12 protein-coding genes are annotated in these 17,399 nt (G+C 59.4%); 3 read left to right on the forward strand and 9 right to left on the reverse strand.

All coding sequences use genetic code 11. The annotated features are described in order from the left end of the window. Positions 1 to 10: 10 nt before the first annotated feature. Complete coding sequence (locus tag ACUNV4_RS13205; RefSeq protein ID WP_430879030.1) at positions 11 to 991, forward strand: DUF302 domain-containing protein; 981 nt, start codon at positions 11 to 13, stop codon at positions 989 to 991. A gap of 125 nt (positions 992 to 1,116) precedes the next feature. Here the strand turns inward: ACUNV4_RS13205 and ACUNV4_RS13210 are convergent, their stop codons facing one another. Together ACUNV4_RS13210 and ACUNV4_RS13215 are read right to left on the reverse strand one after the other, a co-directional pair. After that, on the reverse strand, positions 1,117 to 1,434 hold the full coding sequence (locus tag ACUNV4_RS13210; RefSeq protein ID WP_430879031.1) for a non-heme iron oxygenase ferredoxin subunit: 318 nt from the start codon (positions 1,432 to 1,434) through the stop codon (positions 1,117 to 1,119). Next, positions 1,431 to 2,369: a fatty acid desaturase gene (locus ACUNV4_RS13215; RefSeq protein WP_430879032.1), complete on the reverse strand. Its 939-nt coding sequence runs from the start codon at positions 2,367 to 2,369 to the stop codon at positions 1,431 to 1,433. Before ACUNV4_RS13215 ends, ACUNV4_RS13210 begins: the two co-directional genes overlap by 4 nt. Positions 2,370 to 2,680: 311 nt before the next feature. On the opposite strand from ACUNV4_RS13215, the gene ACUNV4_RS13220 reads away from it, so the two are divergent. Further along, a complete protein-coding gene (locus ACUNV4_RS13220; RefSeq protein WP_430879033.1) occupies positions 2,681 to 4,192 on the forward strand; it encodes a B12-binding domain-containing radical SAM protein in 1,512 nt (503 codons plus the stop codon). A 318-nt stretch (positions 4,193 to 4,510) separates the two neighbouring features. On the opposite strand, the gene ACUNV4_RS13225 is transcribed toward ACUNV4_RS13220, so the two are convergent. The 7 genes from ACUNV4_RS13225 to ACUNV4_RS13255 all read right to left on the reverse strand — a co-directional run bounded on the left by ACUNV4_RS13225 (position 4,511) and on the right by ACUNV4_RS13255 (position 16,244). Beyond that, a complete protein-coding gene (locus ACUNV4_RS13225; RefSeq protein WP_430879034.1) occupies positions 4,511 to 5,797 on the reverse strand; it encodes a hypothetical protein in 1,287 nt (428 codons plus the stop codon). Positions 5,798 to 5,926: 129 nt separating this feature from the next. Further along, positions 5,927 to 7,033: an SPFH domain-containing protein gene (locus ACUNV4_RS13230; RefSeq protein WP_430879035.1), complete on the reverse strand. Its 1,107-nt coding sequence runs from the start codon at positions 7,031 to 7,033 to the stop codon at positions 5,927 to 5,929. A 2-nt stretch (positions 7,034 to 7,035) separates the two neighbouring features. Next, on the reverse strand, positions 7,036 to 8,205 hold the full coding sequence (locus ACUNV4_RS13235; RefSeq protein WP_430879036.1) for a toxic anion resistance protein: 1,170 nt from the start codon (positions 8,203 to 8,205) through the stop codon (positions 7,036 to 7,038). A 109-nt stretch (positions 8,206 to 8,314) separates the two neighbouring features. Then, entirely contained in the window at positions 8,315 to 9,163 is an 849-nt protein-coding gene (locus tag ACUNV4_RS13240; protein WP_430879037.1) for a 5-bromo-4-chloroindolyl phosphate hydrolysis family protein, read from the reverse strand. Between the two features lie 116 nt (positions 9,164 to 9,279). Then, entirely contained in the window at positions 9,280 to 9,966 is a 687-nt protein-coding gene (locus ACUNV4_RS13245) for a thiopurine S-methyltransferase (protein ID WP_430879038.1), read from the reverse strand. A 6-nt stretch (positions 9,967 to 9,972) separates the two neighbouring features. Then, positions 9,973 to 13,566, reverse strand: coding sequence for a UvrD-helicase domain-containing protein (locus ACUNV4_RS13250; protein ID WP_430879039.1), 3,594 nt, complete (start codon positions 13,564 to 13,566; stop codon positions 9,973 to 9,975). After that, positions 13,563 to 16,244 carry a PD-(D/E)XK nuclease family protein gene (locus tag ACUNV4_RS13255; protein ID WP_430879040.1) on the reverse strand — a complete coding sequence of 894 codons (2,682 nt, stop codon included), beginning with the start codon at positions 16,242 to 16,244 and terminating at the stop codon, positions 13,563 to 13,565. Before ACUNV4_RS13255 ends, ACUNV4_RS13250 begins: the two co-directional genes overlap by 4 nt. A gap of 126 nt (positions 16,245 to 16,370) precedes the next feature. Between ACUNV4_RS13255 and galE the strand changes: the two genes are divergently transcribed. Then, a complete protein-coding gene (galE, locus tag ACUNV4_RS13260) occupies positions 16,371 to 17,387 on the forward strand; it encodes a UDP-glucose 4-epimerase GalE (RefSeq protein WP_430879041.1) in 1,017 nt (338 codons plus the stop codon). The last annotated feature ends 12 nt before the right edge of the window (positions 17,388 to 17,399 follow it).

Below are 17,399 nucleotides of genomic sequence, written 5' to 3' on the forward strand. Positions count from 1 at the left end.
AGTCCATCCCATGTCCAGTGCCCTGATCAAAGGAGCCATCCTCTGTACCAGCATGGCCACCGCCTTCATCAGTGGCTGCAGCAGCGACGACGATGCTGATACAGACACCACAGGCGGTGCAACCGCCTCTGTTGACGGCCTGGTCGCATTCGATAGCGCACGCCCCGTCGGCGAAGCCATGGGCGCCTTGCTGACAGCACTGAACAACAATGACGCGATCACGGCCTTGCCACTGATCGATCATCAGGCCAATGCCGCCGGTATCGGTGAGACTCTGCGCCCCACCTCCGTCCAGCTGTTTGGCAATCCGGCTCTGGGAACACCCCTGATGCAAGTCAACCAGCTGGCAGGTCTCGACCTGCCGCAGAAGATTCTGGCCTGGGAAAACGAAGAGGGTGACACGCAGATCGCCTACAACTCGGCCGATTATCTGCAACAGCGACACGCCATCGTTGGCGATGACTCGGCTGATGCTGCGCTGCAGACGATAGCCGGTGCCCTCGATGCGCTGTCTTTCAACGCATCAGGCAATACCGAAGAAGACAGCGATGCGGAACCGCTTGCCAGCACGAACGTCAGCGCCGGCGAAGGCATCATCACCGTCACCAGTACCCAGGACATGGACAGCACTTACAACACACTGGTGAGCGCCATTCAGAACGCCGAGCCGCTGCTGCTGGTACGGGAACTGGACCACGCCGCCAATGCCGAGAGTGTCGAGATGGATCTGAACCCCACCCGCCTGGTCATCTTCGGCAACCCGAATGCCGGCACACCACTGATGCAGATCGAGCAGAGTATCGGTATTGATCTGCCGCAGAAAATGCTGGTATTCGAAGATGACGGTGGTGTCGTGACCATTGCCTATAACGACCCTGCCTACCTGGCGGAACGCCACGGCATTGAAGGTGAAGACGCACGACTGGCCACGATCAGTGCGGCACTGGCAGGGCTTGCCAGCACTGCGGCAGGCACAGCTACCGCCGAGTAGTCTGCCTGTCTCTCCGGCCTGTCACCAACGGTGTCGCCGAACGACACCGACGTCAGGGCAGGATCACGCTCGGCGGCGCACGAAGCTGCGCTGCCGAGCAGGTTTCGCTGGCAGCTTCCTGCCAATCATGAGCGCTTCAGCTGCACCAGCACTCTGCCAGCCTCGACCTTGACTGGATAGGTTTTCAGGGGCCGGGTCACCGGCGCGAACAGAGCGCGCCCGTCACGGATGTCGAATCCGCCCTGATGCAGCGGGCATTCGATGACATGTCCGTCGAAATAGCCATCGCACAATGGCGCACCGGCATGTGTGCACAAGGCCGCCGTGGCGTACAGACCATCACTGGCATCGTAAATGGCCAGTTTCAGCCGGCCGTGTTGAACCGGCGTGACATCACCGGGCTCCAGCTCCTCGACCGCCAGCAGGTCAACCCACTCACTCATGAGACGGGCTGCCTCTGAGGGGCTGCCGCCATGCTGTCGAGAATGCTGCGATGAGCGTGCAGATAACCCTGCTCTTCCACGTATACATGATCCTTGATGCGCTCATGCAACTGACCCAGTGCATGAAAGGGCACCGATGACGCAAAGTGATGCTCCGCGTGATAGTTCATGTTCCAGGCCAGAAAACGCCACAGGGGAGAAACCTGATTGCTGCGTGTATTGACCCCGCGATCAGTCACCATCGGACGACCGACATGCTCGGTCATGCGAACGAAGCGCATGACCGGCTCGGCCAGCAGCATCGGCAACCACCAGTAGAACACCGGTGCCAGGGAACCACTCAGCCACATCAACAGAACAACCAGGCCATACCCTGCCAGCATCAGACGCGACTCCCGTACCACGGCAGCCTGTTCGACACCCGGAATGAAGCGCTTTTCCTCCTTCAGGATTCTGCCCGTGGCGCGGCGCAGCAGACCACTGAACTGTGAATACCAGTAGGGCAAGGCCGAGAGATACCACAGATACTGCCAGCGGTTTTCCGGCAGCGGAATCAGTTCGGGATCACGCCCTTCGAGATTGGTATAGGTGTGATGGTCGCAGTGCTCGTAGCGAAAGAAGCGTGGCGGGATGAACAACAGGAATCCGCAGACGGTAGCCAGCACATTGCACAGACGACGCGAGCGAAAAGCCGTGTAATGGCTGCACTCATGCTGGAGCGCGAAGTGGTGCACCATGACGATGCCGTGCATGAACATGGCAGGCAGCAGCAACCAGAGAGTCTCCCGGCTGAGCCAGACCAGTGTTGCGGTGAACCCCAGCAACAGGATCCACAGGGCCAGATGGATCAGTCCCGGACGATTGCTGCGTTTCATGAGGGCCTTGAGTTCGCGACGGCTGATGATGGCGGTGCCATCGGCAAGGACGTCGCTCATGGGAGTCAGAACTTCGGACATTGTCAGTACTCGAAAAGCCGGTGCAAAGAGCCGTTATACCCGAGCATTCGTTGTCGGGCTCGGTATGCAGTGTAAACCGAAAACCGGGTCGATTCTGCATACCGACAGCCGCCAGCGGCCGACTGACGAGCAGGCAGGCACCGCTGCTTCGGCGGCGGCGACATCGACATCGACATCGACATCGACATCGACATCGGCATCGGCAGCGGCAGCGGCAGCGGCAGCGGCGACGGTGACGGTGACTTACATTACAGCGTCAACCGCACAGATAGGGTATGGTCACTGCGATCATGAAAGACATCACTCTGGCCACCATCAATGCCCGCTATATCCATGCCTCCCTGGGGCTGCGATATCTGTACGCAAACATGGGCGAGCTGCAAGCACGCACCCGTCTGCTCGAATTCACCCTGCAGCAGCGACCGGAAGACATCGTCGAACTGCTGTTGTCGGCGGAAACGAGGATTCTGGGATTCGGGGTGTACATATGGAACGTGCTGGAGACCACGGAAGTCATGCGGCTGATCCGGATTCTGCGACCGGACATCACGCTGGTGGTGGGAGGCCCGGAGGTCAGCTACGAAATCGACCAGCAGCCCATCTGCAAACTGGCCAATCACGTCATAACCGGCGCTGCCGATACCGCCTTTGCCGAGCTTTGCCGGGAGCTGGACCGAGGGGAACGTCCGCATCAGCTGGTATCCCCCCTGCCCCTGAAACTCGGCGAACTGGCCTCTCCCTATGGCTACTACAGTGACGAGGATGTCGCCCATCGCGTCATCTATGTTGAAGCGTCTCGCGGCTGTCCGTTCAAATGCGAATTCTGCCTGTCATCACTCGACAAGACAGCGGTCGCCTTCGATTTGCCCGCTTTTCTGCAGGAAATGCAGTTGCTGATCGATCGTGGCGCGCGGCAGTTCAAGTTTGTCGACCGGACCTTCAACCTCAAAGCCGATACCAGCCGCCAGATTCTGGAATTCTTTCTTGCACATATCGACAAGGGCCTGTTTCTGCATTTCGAACTGATTCCGGATCGGCTGCCGGACGTGCTGCTGGATCTGCTGCCACGCTTCCCCGAAAATTCCCTGCAATTCGAGATCGGCATTCAGTCGTTCAATCCGGAGGTGCAGAAGCGTATCAGTCGGCGTCAGCAGCATGAGCGCACCTGTAGCAACATGAAGTGGCTGCGCGAACACACTACCGCACATGTGCACGCCGACCTGATCTTCGGCCTGCCGGGGGAAGACCTGCAGAGCTTTGGCGAAGGCTTCGATCTGCTGCATTCTCTCGGACCGCAGGAAATACAGGTAGGCATTCTCAAGCGTCTGCGAGGCACCCCCATTGCCAGACATACAACCGACTACGACATGCGCTACATGAGCACCCCGCCGTACCGCATCCTGGCACACAAGGATGCGGATTTCGACACCGTACAGCGCATGGTGCGATTTGCACGCTACTGGGACCTGGTCGGAAACTCCGGGCGTTTTCCAGCCACTCTGCCACTGCTGCTCGGCACCTCGCCGTTCAAGCACTTCATGGGCTTGAGTGACTGGTTGTTTCGTACCACCGCGCAGACACACCGTATTGCGCTGCCCAGACTGTTCGAGCTGCTGCGCAGCCACATGGTGTCAGAGCTGCATCTGGATGATGAGAAAGTGGAAGCGCAGCTGCTCTCCGACTTCAGGCACAACCGCCTGAAGGGACTACCGGCCTTCGCTCGAAAGCCGGACCCGCTGGTGGTCGGAAGCGCCCGTCGAGACAACGCTGCGGTTGCACAGCGCCAGCAACGACATCTGTAGATCTGGCCTGTCAGGCTTGGCTGGTTTTTGCGGGGAACGGTTCGTGGTGATCGTGGTCATTCGCAGTGATTCGCAGTGATTCGCAGTGATTCGCAGTGATTCGCAGTGACTCGTAGTGACTCGTAGTGACTCGTAGTGACTCGTAGTGACTCGTAGTGACTCGTAGTGACTCGCGGTGACTCGCGGTGACTCGCGGTGACTCGCGGTGACTCGCGGTGATTCTCAGTGACCAAGGTGAGCACGAGCTGATGACACGACTCCGAGCTCGCTCAGGCAAACCACTGACCTCTGCAGACAGACACCGCAGACTTTGCCTGCTCAGTACCCCAGACCTCTGCCTATGCCGCTGGAAAAACTGCCACCGATCCCGTCCAGCCCACCGGAACCCTGCATGACCGTCAATGCGACGATCAATAGCGCAATACCGGCAATGGCGGCCAATGCGATCTTGATCATACTGTAGGGGCGCTCACCTTGAACCTTGCCGGTTCGTCCATTGACCACGAAACGATAGGTCTTGCCACGGAACTGGAAGCCGGCGGTCCACAGTGGTAGCAGTACATGCTTGAAGGTGGTATCGCTGTGTCGAGTACTGATGCGAGAGATGCGCTGCTGGTCGCCGCCAATGGCATGTCGCACATCACTGCGTATCACCTTGTCCATGATCTGCTGTGCGATATTGAAGCCTTCGTCCAGATCCACCTGATAGACCTCGCTGCTGAATCCCGCCAGATAATCTTCCGTATAGGGCACCAGGTTCTCCAGATCCCAGGGTGCCAGCCAGTCGGTTATCTTGCGTGGCAGCGTCCGGCTGGCACCAACCAGAACATCATCGAAATGCCGGGATGTGCGACCACTGGCGGGATACCAACGTATCTTGGGCACTTGCCGACTGCGCGTGACACGACGCCCGTTGACGGTCGTGGAATAGCGCTGCGTCACGTAATAGATTTCACCCCGTTGTCCACTGTATGCCGTCGCGGTATCGCTGTCATAAGTCCAGTACGGGATGTACACACCGTTGAGGGACGCGTCGCTGCGTGCATATTTCTTCAGTGCATTCGGTGCGAACCAGCGACGCTTCAACCAGTTGCGATAGGATTCACGGGCTTCGTCATCACTGATGGAGAACGGCAGAAGCCCCTTTGGCTTCAAGGGTCTGGAATGACTGGTTTCTGTGACCACACTGGTGCCGCAGAAGGGGCAGTCACCCGCATGAATGTGTGCATCAAGAGCAAACTGCGCCGCGCAGTTCGGGCAACTGATGATATTGGTTTCGGGCTTGACGGTAGGGGAATCTTGCAGCTGCTTCAGAACGCTGTGAAAATCCAGTTCTTCCAGCTGCTCGGCACTCTGCTCGATGGCATTGCTGTGACCGCAGTACTGACATTCCATGGAACGAGTCCCAATGGCATACTGCAAGACGGCACCACACTGTTCGCAAGGGAAACGCTTCTCGGTCAAGGCACGTGTCGTGGCTTCCCCGATGCCTCGTGCCGGCGATGATTCATCCGGCCAGTGGTAGCTTTCCACCGCCGGTGAATCGGCATCCTGCCTGGCCAGTCGCTCATTCAACCGAGACTGCAAGCGCTCAACGAGACTCATGCCTGCTCCGCTTGTCGCTGTGCTGCGAAATCAGGATAATGCAAGTCTGAGGTCACCATGATACACCTGAGTGAATTGTCGTTAATCGTCACGGCAGTCTGCCATGGCGTCTTGATCCGCGGACTGTGGTCAGGCGCCCGGGATGGGCGGCGGCGAGGCAGCCGACTGTTCCCACAATTCGGACAGCGCTGCCACACTGGCGGCCGGCTGCCATTCCGCCATACCCTGGGTCCATACCAGCGTATCCTGATCAAGCGTACCACTGGCTTTCTGCTGTTTCAGAAGGTCAAGCGAATACGGCCCACGAGAGGTACCGTCTATCGCCAGATGATAGACAGCATTGACAGCCCCCGGCAGCGGAGGCGGGCTTGCATTGGAAGCTGATGACAGATTATCATTCATGCGATTGGCCATGGCCAGACCAATCCCCATACCGATGCCATCGGAGGCCCCGCCTCCGGGATTGCTGGCTCCCGCCTCCATCGCTGCACCGGTCTGATACTGCAGATAGCGATCGAGATTGCCAGTCATTCCCATGCTGGTACGCTTGTCCAGCGCTTCGGATACCGCCGGCGGCAGAGAGATGTTTTCCACCAGGATACGGGTCAGTTCCAGACCGTATTCACCGAACTCCGGTGCAATGCGGCGCGTCAGAAATTCGCCCAGTTGATCGTAGTTGCCGGCCATGTCCAGCACCGGTATGTTGGCACTGCCAATGATGGTGGCAAAGCGTGACGTGATCAGATTGCGCAACTGCGAGCTGATCTCATCGGTCGTGAACACACCGTCGGTTCCCACGATCTCCCGGATGAATGTCAGGGCATCGGTAATGCGGACACCGTAGGTCCCGAAGGCACGAATACGCAACCCTCCGAACTCACTGTCCCGCAGCATCAAGGGGTGCTTGGTCCCCCATTTCATATCGGTGAAGCGCCGGGCATTGCAGAAATACACCTCGGCCTTGAACGGACTCTGGAAACCGTGATGCCAGTTCTGCAAGGTCGTGAGGATAGGCAGATTCTTCGTTTGCAGCTCATAGGTGCCGGGACCGAGCACATCGGCCACTTGTCCCTCATTGACGAATACCGCAATCTGCGCTTCACGCACGATCAGCTTGGCACCGTACTTGATCTCGTTGCCATAGCGCTCGAAGCGATACACCATGGTGTTGCTGCTGTCATCCACCCACTCGATGACATCGACGAACTCATGGAAGAGCTTGCTGAACAGTCCCATGATCAGACTCCGGCAACCGGGGCGCTCTGCGTACGAGCCGAGGCCGCTTTCAGGGTCTCCTTCAGTTCGGCTTCCATGCTGGCCAGCTGCACTTCTGCCTCGGCACGCCTACGCTTGCCTTCATCGGCAATCTGCAGACTCTCCTCGACGGTTGCGATGAGGTTTTCATTCGCCCGTCGCACGGCATTGACGTCGAACACTCCGCGTTCCAGCTCCTCGCGAACTGTCTTGTTTGCCGTTCGCAGGTTCTCGGCGTTCTTCTCCAGCAGCTCATTGGTCAGGTCACTTGCAGCCCTGACGCTTTTCGCCGCTTCCGCCGAGCGGAAGATGGTCACGGCCTGCGCCAGTTGCTGACGCCACAACGGAACGGTGTTGACCAATGTCGAATTGATCTTGTTGACCAGGCCCTTGTCGTTCTCCTGAATGAGGCGAATACTGGGCAGTCCCTGCATCGCCACCTGGCGCGTCAGGCGCAGGTCGTGAATGCGTCGCTCCAGATCATCGCGACCACTTCGCAGGTCTCGCAGTTCCTGAGCCTGCAGGACATCATCGGCATTGGCTGCCTTCTGCTCTGCAGCCGGCACCATGTGCTCATCGATGTGCTTCAGCTTCTGCTCACCGGCCTGAATGTAGGCTTCCAGATTATGAAAATAATCCAGATTGGCACTGTAGAGTTTGTCCAGCGATTTGATATCTCGCAGCAGCAGGGTCTTGTGCTTTTCCAGGTCATCGGTCACGGCATCGACCTGACGTCTGACGCCTTCGTATTGCTGGATGAACTTCGCCACGGGTGTCACACCGCCGAACAGTTTTCGGATCAGCCGCATCAGGAAACCGGGGCGATTGTCGGGGTCGAAATCCTCTACCTCGAAACCACGCAGTACCGACACCATCTGATTCAGGGAAGCACCGGCCGACCCCAGATCCTTGTTGCGTACGCCTTCGAGCATATTGTCCGATATGCTGGTCAGCTCCTGCTGCGCCTTGCTACCGAAGAAGATGATCGAGTTGCTGTCACCCAGGTCGATCTCGCTCATCAGCTTGTCGATACGGGCACGTTCCGCCGGTTCGACTTCTTCATAGGTCGCAATATCATGCTTCAGGTCTGGCAGCAGCTCGGTACCTGGCAGCACATCCAGTTCAGTGGCAACATCAGTGGTATTCGCGGGCATCAGTAGTCTCCGTCATTTGAAATCGGTACAGGCCGTCTACCGGCTTCGGCAGTGGCGGTCGGGTGTCATGCCCGGGCACGGTCGGCAAGGTCTTGCCAGGTGTCGCGGATCAGGTGACACCCTCTTTCTCGATCTGCATCTGCAGCACTTCGATAGTGACATCAAGGTCGGACAGATTGTTTTCCCTGAGCTTCACTTGCTGCTCTGCAATCACCGTCTCTATGGTGGTCAGCACTCGCCGGAAGTTGTCTTCCAGTGCATGTTCTTCACCCTCCTGGTGAGTCCTGGCATAGCCTTCGGTAACCTGTTGAGCACCGTCGAGATAGACTTTCAGAAACTTGCGCGCCCGTCTTGCATCCACCGGGTCATTCTCGATGGTATCCAGAATCACCCGAGCCTCCTTGACGATGCGGCGCAATCTGTCCCTGAATTCGACATTGTTGATGCGGCGACTGGCACTTTCGATACTCTGCAGGCGGCCTTCGGCCTCGTCCAGCAGATCGACAAGTTCCTCCGTGGTTATGCCCACTGCTGCAATGTCCGGGTCCTTGCGCGCCGGATCGAAGTCGTAGTACAAGTAGCAACCAAGCAGCACCGCCAACGCCCAGAGTATGCTTTCGAACAGACCGTACTGATTGGACACGCCCAGCCAGGCAACCAGAAACATGCCGACCGATACCAGCACCGCACCGATCATGCGGTACTGGATGGTACTTGCGCGACGGCGCAGTCGACGTCTGCGTGCCTCGTTGTCCAGGCGAATGCCCTTGCGGATGAGTGTTGCAGCGGTCATGGTCAGCACCAGGCCGGCACCGCGAGCAATTGCCTGCAAGGGGTTGCCATCCATGAGTGACAGGAAGGTGGCCGGCAACAGCGGCAATGCCAGCACATACAACAGGAATCCGCGCCACAGTACCTTGGGCTTGGCGTTCGGATCGATGCGAGTAACGGCAGCCATGATCAGTTCAGCAGTGCCTGGCAGGACACCATTCCGACCGCAATCAGCAAAATGAAGAAACCGATGACTCGTTGCAGGGCTTTGGGCATGTCTCGTCGCTCAAGTAATTGACTTTTCTAGGGATTACGGGTCAGTACATAGACCCGTTCATCCAGCGTTTCAAGTCCTCTGTCGGCCAGGTTGCCCAAACGTTCGGGGCCGCTGTAGTGAGCCAGTTCGCCGATATCGAAGTGCTCTCCCAGCAATTCGTGCACGTTTTCCTGCGGCACCGAAAAGGGAGGGCCTTCCATGCGGCCTTCGTCGTAGGAGATAGCCAGCAACAGGCCGCGGGTGCCTGGTGCGAGCAAACGCCCCAGATGAGCCGCATAGGAACTGCGCATGTCCTGATTCATGGCGATAAGCGATGCGCGGTCGTACAGGGCCTTGCAGTGGTGCAGGTGATCCGGTGTCAGTGAAAAATAGTCACCCACCAGTATCTGGATGCCTTGCGCTTCGGCGGTGCCGGTGAACACGAGAAAACCGTCCGACTCATGCTGTTCGCAGGTCAATGCGTTGTCACTGAAGAACGACTGAACGGCCTTTTCACTCAGCTCCACCCCCAGCACGGAAAGGCCCTGCCGGTGCAGCCACAACATGTCCAGTGATTTTCCGCAGAGGGGGACGAACACGGTTTCATCGCCAGCCAGTCCCAACTCGGGCCAATGGTGCTCCAGGCGCTTGTTGGCGCGTTCCTGATGAAATCCGATCTTGTTATCGGCCCATTTCTGATGCCAGTAATCCGCCTGCATTGTCGCCCCTGTCAATCAAGACTACTCATCGCCCGAGAGCGGCGGTTGCCACTCCCGCCATGCCTTCAGCAGTGGAAAGTACAATCCCACGCGGATCGGACGCCCATCCATGCGACTGATGATATCAGCATAGCGGTTGAGCTGAACGGCATAGCGCTGCTGTTCATTGTCAAGAAAGGTTTCCAGCTGCCCACCCTGATGCGCTCCGGTCTTGAAGTCCACGATCCAGCGCGTCCCATTCTCATCCACAAACGTGCGATCAATCACCACCTGCCGCACCTCCCGGTTCCAGACACCCACATCGCCACCAGACCGGACACCCATGTCTTCCGCCGTCCCAGACAAGACACCCATATCTTCTGCCACGGTCAGGGCCCATTCCGAACGGGCTTCCAGGTGATTCTTCAGCACCCAGCGCCCTCGCGGATCATCCAGTGTGTTGCGCACAGCCTCGCTGACCGTGGCGACGGCCTCCGGCAAGGCTTCGTTCTGGACACCCATATTCTGCAGCTGAACGCGAGCGATCCCTGCCAGCGATGCCATATCGACGTCATCGAGGCTATCGGCCCTCTCGGCGAGCAGCTGTAATTGCTGGTGCACAACAGTCCCGATATCCCGTGCTGTGCGCCCTGCCCAGGAAAAAGTCAATGAATCTGCTCTGGAGTCTTCATTTTTTTGCTTCCTTTTCCAGCTGAAGCAGTCGAATGTCGGAATGGAAGTCGCCAGAGGCAGCCTTTCCAGCAAAGGAGCAGGCTCAGTGGCGGTGATCGCTGGTGGTTCATGGGTGTCTGCTGATGAACCAGTGACAGATTCATGGGTGTCTGCTGAAGGTGCTACAGGTTCATGGGTGTCTGCTGACTGCGCTGTCTCGGCTTTGTGGGTGTCTGCTGGTTGTTCCCGGGATGGTTCATGGGTGTCTGATCTCAGGAAATCGGATTCGAACAGGGGCCACAGAGGCTTGAGAAGGGAGGAATTGATGGGTGTCTGGTAGTCGCCGGTGGTGGAGCGGGAGATGCGGGCCAGGAGGTGGAGATGGCGCTTGGCGCGGGTGCAGGCGACGTAGAGCAGACGCAGTTTTTCCTGTTCGTCGCAGCGTTCGCGGGCCTTGCGCACCAGACGATTGATGCGGTCGCGGCGGCCCGGCGGCAGACCGGACTGCTCCAGTGGCGCCAGCAGCATCTGTGGCCTGCCATCGAGCGTGCTCTCGAACCAGTTCAGCAACTGCGTGGTATCCCCACGAGGCTGCCGATCCAGAGCCGGCAGAATGACCGTATCGAACTCCAGTCCCTTTGCCTTGTGCAATGTCATCACCTGAATCCGGCACTCGCCCTCCTCGGCATTGGCCGCGTACAGCTTCTGCATGGTTTCCGCCAGAATGCTCTTGTCCCACAAGCGCCCCTCGGCCTCCAGTGCCCCCAACCGCGCCAGGGCCCTTTCAGCGGCGTCCCGATCCACGGCATCCCGACACACCGCCGGACCACCGAGCTGCAACCACAGCGCCTCCACCCAGGGCAGCAGGCGACTGCGGGATGCATGCTTCAAGGCAGGCTCCATCAGCGGCATGAATCGCTCGATCCGCTGCCGGCCATCGGCCGACAACGCAGCCACACGATCGCTTTCGCGCAGCAACTCGATGACCGCTTTCCGCGAATCGTCACAATCCATCAACACATGCAGATCCTTGAGCGTCAGCCCGACAAATGGTGCACGCAATATCGACAGCCAGTGCAGACGATCATGCGGATAGCGCAGAGCCAGACACAGTGAGATCAGGTCACGCACCACCCCGCGTTCGCCCACCAGGTCCATGTCGATGGACTCATAGGGCAACGAACGGGCGCGCAGCGCATCGAATATCTCTCCCGCCTGCGAGCGAGTTCGAACCAGGATGGCTACCGTATGCTCCGGGTCCGTTGCCAGTGCATCGGCAGCCAGAGAGGCGACCCGGGCAGCTTCATCATCCCGGCCTCGATCAACCAGGCCGTGCAACTGCACGTTGCCTTCGCTGGTTAGGTGTGCCCGGGATTCCGAATAGGTGATTGCCCCGGTATCCGCATCCGCCCGCTTCGGAAAGATCGCCGAAAACGTCTCGTTCACCCAGGAAATGACATCCGGCGCTGCACGGAAGTTGACCTCCAGTACCAGCGATTCCAGTGCCACCGGACCAATCCCCTGATCACTGACCTTGCCGAACAAGGCGACATCGCCGTCTCTGAAACGGTAGATCGACTGCATCGGATCACCCACGGCAAAAAAGGTGCGGCCATCGTCAGGGCTCCAGCCACTGACCAGTCGTTCGAACAGGCGAAACTGGGTCTGCGAAGTATCCTGGAACTCATCCACCAGAATGTGCTTGAGCGACAGATCCATCGCGAGGGCCAGATCGGTTGGCGCCTCTTCGGTCCCCAGCGCCCGCTGTGCTCGCTCGGACAGCTCGGCAAAGTCCACTACCCCCCGCTCGGCAAACACCAGCTGCAATTCCAGCAACAGATCCGGCAACACCTTCAGCAGTTGCGACAGCAGATCCCACTGCTCATCGGCATAGCGCGGATACGGCAGATTGCAAACCTCGATCAGAGCATCGATGAATTCCGGGCAGAGTGCCACCCCTTCCAGCAGATCCTGCATCTGTTGTTTGTGAGACACCAGTACGGCAGCCTCGACACCGCGCTTCCTGGCATCGGATTTCGCCGGAAAACCTTCCGCCCGGGTCAGACGTTTGCGCAGACTCCCGCCCTTGGTGAGCAGGGCGGCACCGATACAGCACCAGCGATTCAGATCTTCCACCGAGGCACCGGGAAGCTCTTCGAGATCCAGCCAGCCTTGCATTTCCCAGGGCAGCTCGTCCAGATCGCCTTCGGCATCCTCCAGCAGAAAGCTGCAAGCCAGCCGCAATCGCGCGGTCAACGCCTCCTCGAGACCGTCAGGAAGCAGCACACACAGATTCTCCAGGCGTGACTCGATCAACTGCCCCAGCATGCCCTCCAGGTGTTCGCGCAAGGCATCATGGTCTTCGTCATGATAGACATAGCGTTTCCATTGATCCCGGTTTGCCAGCAGACTGGCCAGCAGGGAACGCACCTGTTCCAGGCGATTGCCAACCTGCAACATCACCAGATCGAGCGACTCCATGCTGGACTCGATGAAACGGGCAGCCACCTCCCGATACAGGGCACTGGCATCTTCCACGATCCCGGTGGGGGCCCCCAGCGCGGAGGTGACCGGCAGACGATGCGCCAGTTGCGTCGCGAGTGAATCAATGGTGCGCAGGTTCAGACGCTGTGGGTTGCGTATCAGCTGCCACTGTCTCTCGGCATCGCGTTGCAGCACATCGTGCGCCAGCGCCAGACCCTCCTGCTCGTAGTCATTGGCAGCCTCGACGCCGCTGGCGGCTCTGACCAGTGTTTCCACCACACGCTGCCGCATTTCACTGGCCGCCTTGCGAGTGAAGGTGATGGACATGATCTCTTCAGGCTCATCCACACTCGTCAGCAGCGTCAGTACCCGCCGGGTGAGCAGCTCTGTCTTGCCCGAGCCTGCAGGCGCCTGCACGATGAAGGACTGGCGTGGGTCCAGAGCACGTTGACGAACGTCCGCATCAATCGGCTTTCTCATGATGACACCTCCATCCCGTCCTCTGAATCCAGCTCTGGCACCACAGCCTGTTCGTCGATTCGGCACAGGGATTTCAGATCACAATGCAGACAGGCCGTCTTCATCGGCGTCACTGTGGCCAGTCCCTGGCGGACCTCGCTGGCCACCCCGTCCAGTGCTTCGCGCCAGTGCGCACGCCAGTCGCTCCAGTTCTCCAGTGGTCGATCCGTTGCCTGCCCGCCGCGTGAACGAGTGACGCTGGTCTTGACCTTGGGTAACAGCGACGAATCGCTGGCCACTCCCTTGAAGGTGCACTGGTGTCGCGCGACCTGCGCAAAACCGGCCCCTTCGATCTCATCATTGGTCAGTACATACAGGGGCAGCTGTGGGTTGACGATACGCTGATCAGCCCAGGTGTTGATTCTGCTGGAGGTGCCGGTCTTGTAATCGATGACGACCAGTGCTTCACCTATCCGATCGATCCGGTCCAGCATCACGTTCATGACGACGCCACCGTGCTCGATGCTCTGTCGTTGTTCCAGTGATACGACCTCGAACGCCTGGCGTGGCATCTCGCATTGCACCAGCCATTCGTCAAGCAAGCCCTTGAGACGAATGGTTTCCAGCCTGCGCAGCGAGTCCGGTACCTGATATTCCTCGACAACCGCGTCAATCACCCGTTCCAGCTCCTGCAGGCGCTGCTCGTCACTCAAGGCCAGCAGTGCGGCATGACTGCCCACCGTCTGCCAGAACTGCTCCAGCGCGCTGTGCAGCAAGATGCCGTGCTGGCGAGGATCCAGCCCCAAACCGGCTTCCTCCAACGGCCGGATGGCCAGCCGGTGCAAGGCAAACGCACGGAAGGGACACAGCGCCTGATCCTCGAACAGGCGCGCCCCGCCACGCACTTCACTGCCCTCGGGCAAGGCCGGCCCATGATCATCCACGATGGCCTCCAGACGCAGAGAGGCCTGCAGTACCGTCGCAGGATCGATCAGTGGTGGCAGGTTCTCGAGTCGTTGCAGGCGTTCGGCAGCCGCCGCCAGACTGGCCGCCGAGGCTTCGAAGTCGGGTACCGATGCCACATCCAGTGACTTGCCGTCGCGCGCCCTGGCATGACTGGCAATCAGCAGCGGCGCCTGCGAGCCCCACAGACGGAACTCACGCTCTGCCAGCGCCAGTCGCGCCGTTGCAGAGGCGACGGGCACCCCTTGAGCCTTCTGCGAATCGATGGAGACAAAGGGACTGGGAGACCCCGTGGGTGGCCATTGCTCGGTGTCCAGCCCGGCGACCCACAGGCAGTCGAAGTCGATGCCATGGCTCTCGAGCCGCCCCATGATCTGGATGGGTGTGCTGGGCGTCTCCAACTGGAAGATGCGGTCGCGTGCCAGGCGCTGGATCAGACGCAGGGCGTCGCTGACGTTGACGCTTTCCCCGTCATCGAGCAACTGCATGTCATCGAGACACTCCATCCAGGCAGAGACAGCCTGGTACTCTTCGGTGTCGATCGACTTGCCGGGCCAGCCCAGCAGGCTGAGGCTGTCGCTGAAGCGTCGCGCCCATTCGCTCAGCGTGACACTGCTGAAGCGCGTGCGCTGCAGCAGCTGCTCGACCGGCTCTCGCAGGCGGCTGCCAGCGTACAATCTGTTCCTGAATTGCTCCAGCGTCAGGGACCGCACTCGCTCATCACGCAGACGGCGATCAAGTTGCTCGCGACGCCGGGCTTCACTGGCCGAGGCTTCCGTGTACGGACTCAGCAACACCGCTGACAATTCACTGCCCTGGATGCTCCCCAGGCTGAGCCTGATCAGAGACAGGGCGGCGCTGACCACCGCGGTATCGCGCAGCGGCGTGCCCAGTGACAGATCATAGGGCCGGCCCTGCTGGCGTATCTGTTCCGGCGACATGCCCGGAAAGAACACGCGATCGAAAGCACGCATGACCGACGCCCTGCGTTGTTGCAAGTCTGACACCACCAGACCCAATGACTGCTCGACATCGTGCTCGAGTTCGGCGCGCATGTGATTCGCAATGGACAGTATTTCCTGTTCATCGTCCACGTACTCCCGGCTCAGCACCTGCGCCCGCGGCTGGCGCTGTGCCAGCTGCACGTTGACACCGGCCTCGCTCAGCATTCGGGTGAACTGCAGCAACTGTGGCGGCAGTTCGAGGAAGCCTTCGAAGATCACGGTATCCGGCAACAATGGCGCAGCCGCCGGCTGACTCAGCACCTCGCAAAGATGATCGGCGAGCGATGCCTCATCGATCCGACTCTGCGCCTCCAGCGCGTCGGTATAGCTGTGACACCAGCGCTGCCAGGTATATTGATCGTGCGACAGATAGTCGTCTTCCGGGTTGGCACACTGCCAGGCACAGGACATCTCCCAGGCCGACCTTGCGGCCACGGTGGCGGCATCCTTGTCCAGCAGTTCCAGATGCGCATCATCCTCGATGCATTGCCGCCACAACTTCTGCTGCAGCAGATCGGGCAGCAGCGTGCGCTCACTCAGCCCCGCCGCCAGAGCCGCATCGTGCAATGTGCGCAGCCAGGCGCGAAACGGCAGAATGGCAGGCGTTTCCCACCACTGACGCCCCTGCTGCAGCTGCCACCGGCTGTAGCGCGACAGATGATGGCGCGCAAGGCGCTGGTTGACGGTGAGCAGCAAGGCACCCTCAGCTACCTGTTCACTATGATCAATCACGATACGGTCTAACCCGGATAGTCTGCAGCACAGCGATGATGGCACAGCTCCGGCTGAATTAATCGGCATCGAACGATACAATACCGATCAACCCATATCGCAACTGCAAGGCGGCCAGTGTCAACCATGAACAACAAGCCCATACTCGTTACCGGCGGAGCCGGTTACATCGGCAGCCATGTCGTCAAATTACTGGGAGAACGCGGCGAATCCGTGGTCGTACTCGATGATCTGTCAACCGGCAACGCCGATGCCGTACTGCACGGTGAACTGGTCGTCGGCAAGACCGGGGATATCGAACTGGTCAGCCAGCTCATCGCCGACAAGGGCATCGACACCGTGATGCATTTCGCGGCACACACCATTGTTCCCGAAAGCGTCGAGAACCCGCTCAAGTACTATGCGAACAATACCTGCAGCACCCGCAACCTGCTGCAAGCCTGTCAGGACAACAAGGTCGCGAACTTCATCTTTTCCTCGACGGCCGCCACCTACGGTGTGCCGGATCCGAGCATCGGTGCCTGCCATGAAGAGCTGCAGACCGCCCCCATCAACGCCTATGGCACCTCCAAGCTGATGTCCGAAGCCATGCTTCGCGACCTCAGTGCCGCCACCGACCTCAAGCATGTGGTGCTGCGCTACTTCAATGTGGCGGGTTCCGACCCGGATGGTCGCATCGGCCAATCCACCCCCAATGCCACTCTGCTGATCAAGGTCGCCGCGGAAGTCGCCCTGGGCAAGCGTGAACAATTGTATGTATTCGGCACCGACTATCCGACGGAAGACGGCACGGGGGTCAGAGACTATATCCATGTGTCCGACCTGGCAGCCGCCCACCTCTCGGCGCTGGATTATCTGCGCAAGGGGGGTGAGTCCACATTACTCAACTGCGGCTATGGGCATGGCTTCAGCGTACGCCAGGTCATCGACGCGGTGGAGCGCGTGCACGGAGCGCCCCTCAAGGTCATCGAACAACCGCGCCGAGCCGGTGACCCGCCGGCGCTGATTGCCGCTGTCGACAAGATCCACCAGACCCTGGACTGGAAACCGCAATTCGATGAACTTGACACCATTGTCAGGACATCACTCGACTGGGAAAAGAAGCTGATGGCACGCCGCCACAACAGTGACAGCGCCAGCTGATCCCTGCGTCAG

Source organism: Granulosicoccus sp. 3-233 (assembly GCF_052681095.1).

What these genes read in the sequence shown, in the direction of transcription:
- ACUNV4_RS13240 (WP_430879037.1), bottom strand. Translation starts at nt 9,163, where the DNA reads ATGGCTGCCGTTACTCGCATCGATCCGAACGCCAAGCCCAAGGTACTG.
- ACUNV4_RS13220 (WP_430879033.1), top strand. Translation starts at nt 2,681, where the DNA reads ATGAAAGACATCACTCTGGCCACCATCAATGCCCGCTATATCCATGCC.
- ACUNV4_RS13230 (WP_430879035.1), bottom strand. Translation starts at nt 7,033, where the DNA reads ATGGGACTGTTCAGCAAGCTCTTCCATGAGTTCGTCGATGTCATCGAG.
- ACUNV4_RS13210 (WP_430879031.1), bottom strand. Translation starts at nt 1,434, where the DNA reads ATGAGTGAGTGGGTTGACCTGCTGGCGGTCGAGGAGCTGGAGCCCGGT.
- ACUNV4_RS13225 (WP_430879034.1), bottom strand. Translation starts at nt 5,797, where the DNA reads ATGAGTCTCGTTGAGCGCTTGCAGTCTCGGTTGAATGAGCGACTGGCC.
- ACUNV4_RS13250 (WP_430879039.1), bottom strand. Translation starts at nt 13,566, where the DNA reads ATGAGAAAGCCGATTGATGCGGACGTTCGTCAACGTGCTCTGGACCCA.
- ACUNV4_RS13215 (WP_430879032.1), bottom strand. Translation starts at nt 2,369, where the DNA reads ATGAGCGACGTCCTTGCCGATGGCACCGCCATCATCAGCCGTCGCGAA.
- galE (WP_430879041.1), top strand. Translation starts at nt 16,371, where the DNA reads ATGAACAACAAGCCCATACTCGTTACCGGCGGAGCCGGTTACATCGGC.
- ACUNV4_RS13205 (WP_430879030.1), top strand. Translation starts at nt 11, where the DNA reads ATGTCCAGTGCCCTGATCAAAGGAGCCATCCTCTGTACCAGCATGGCC.
- ACUNV4_RS13235 (WP_430879036.1), bottom strand. Translation starts at nt 8,205, where the DNA reads ATGCCCGCGAATACCACTGATGTTGCCACTGAACTGGATGTGCTGCCA.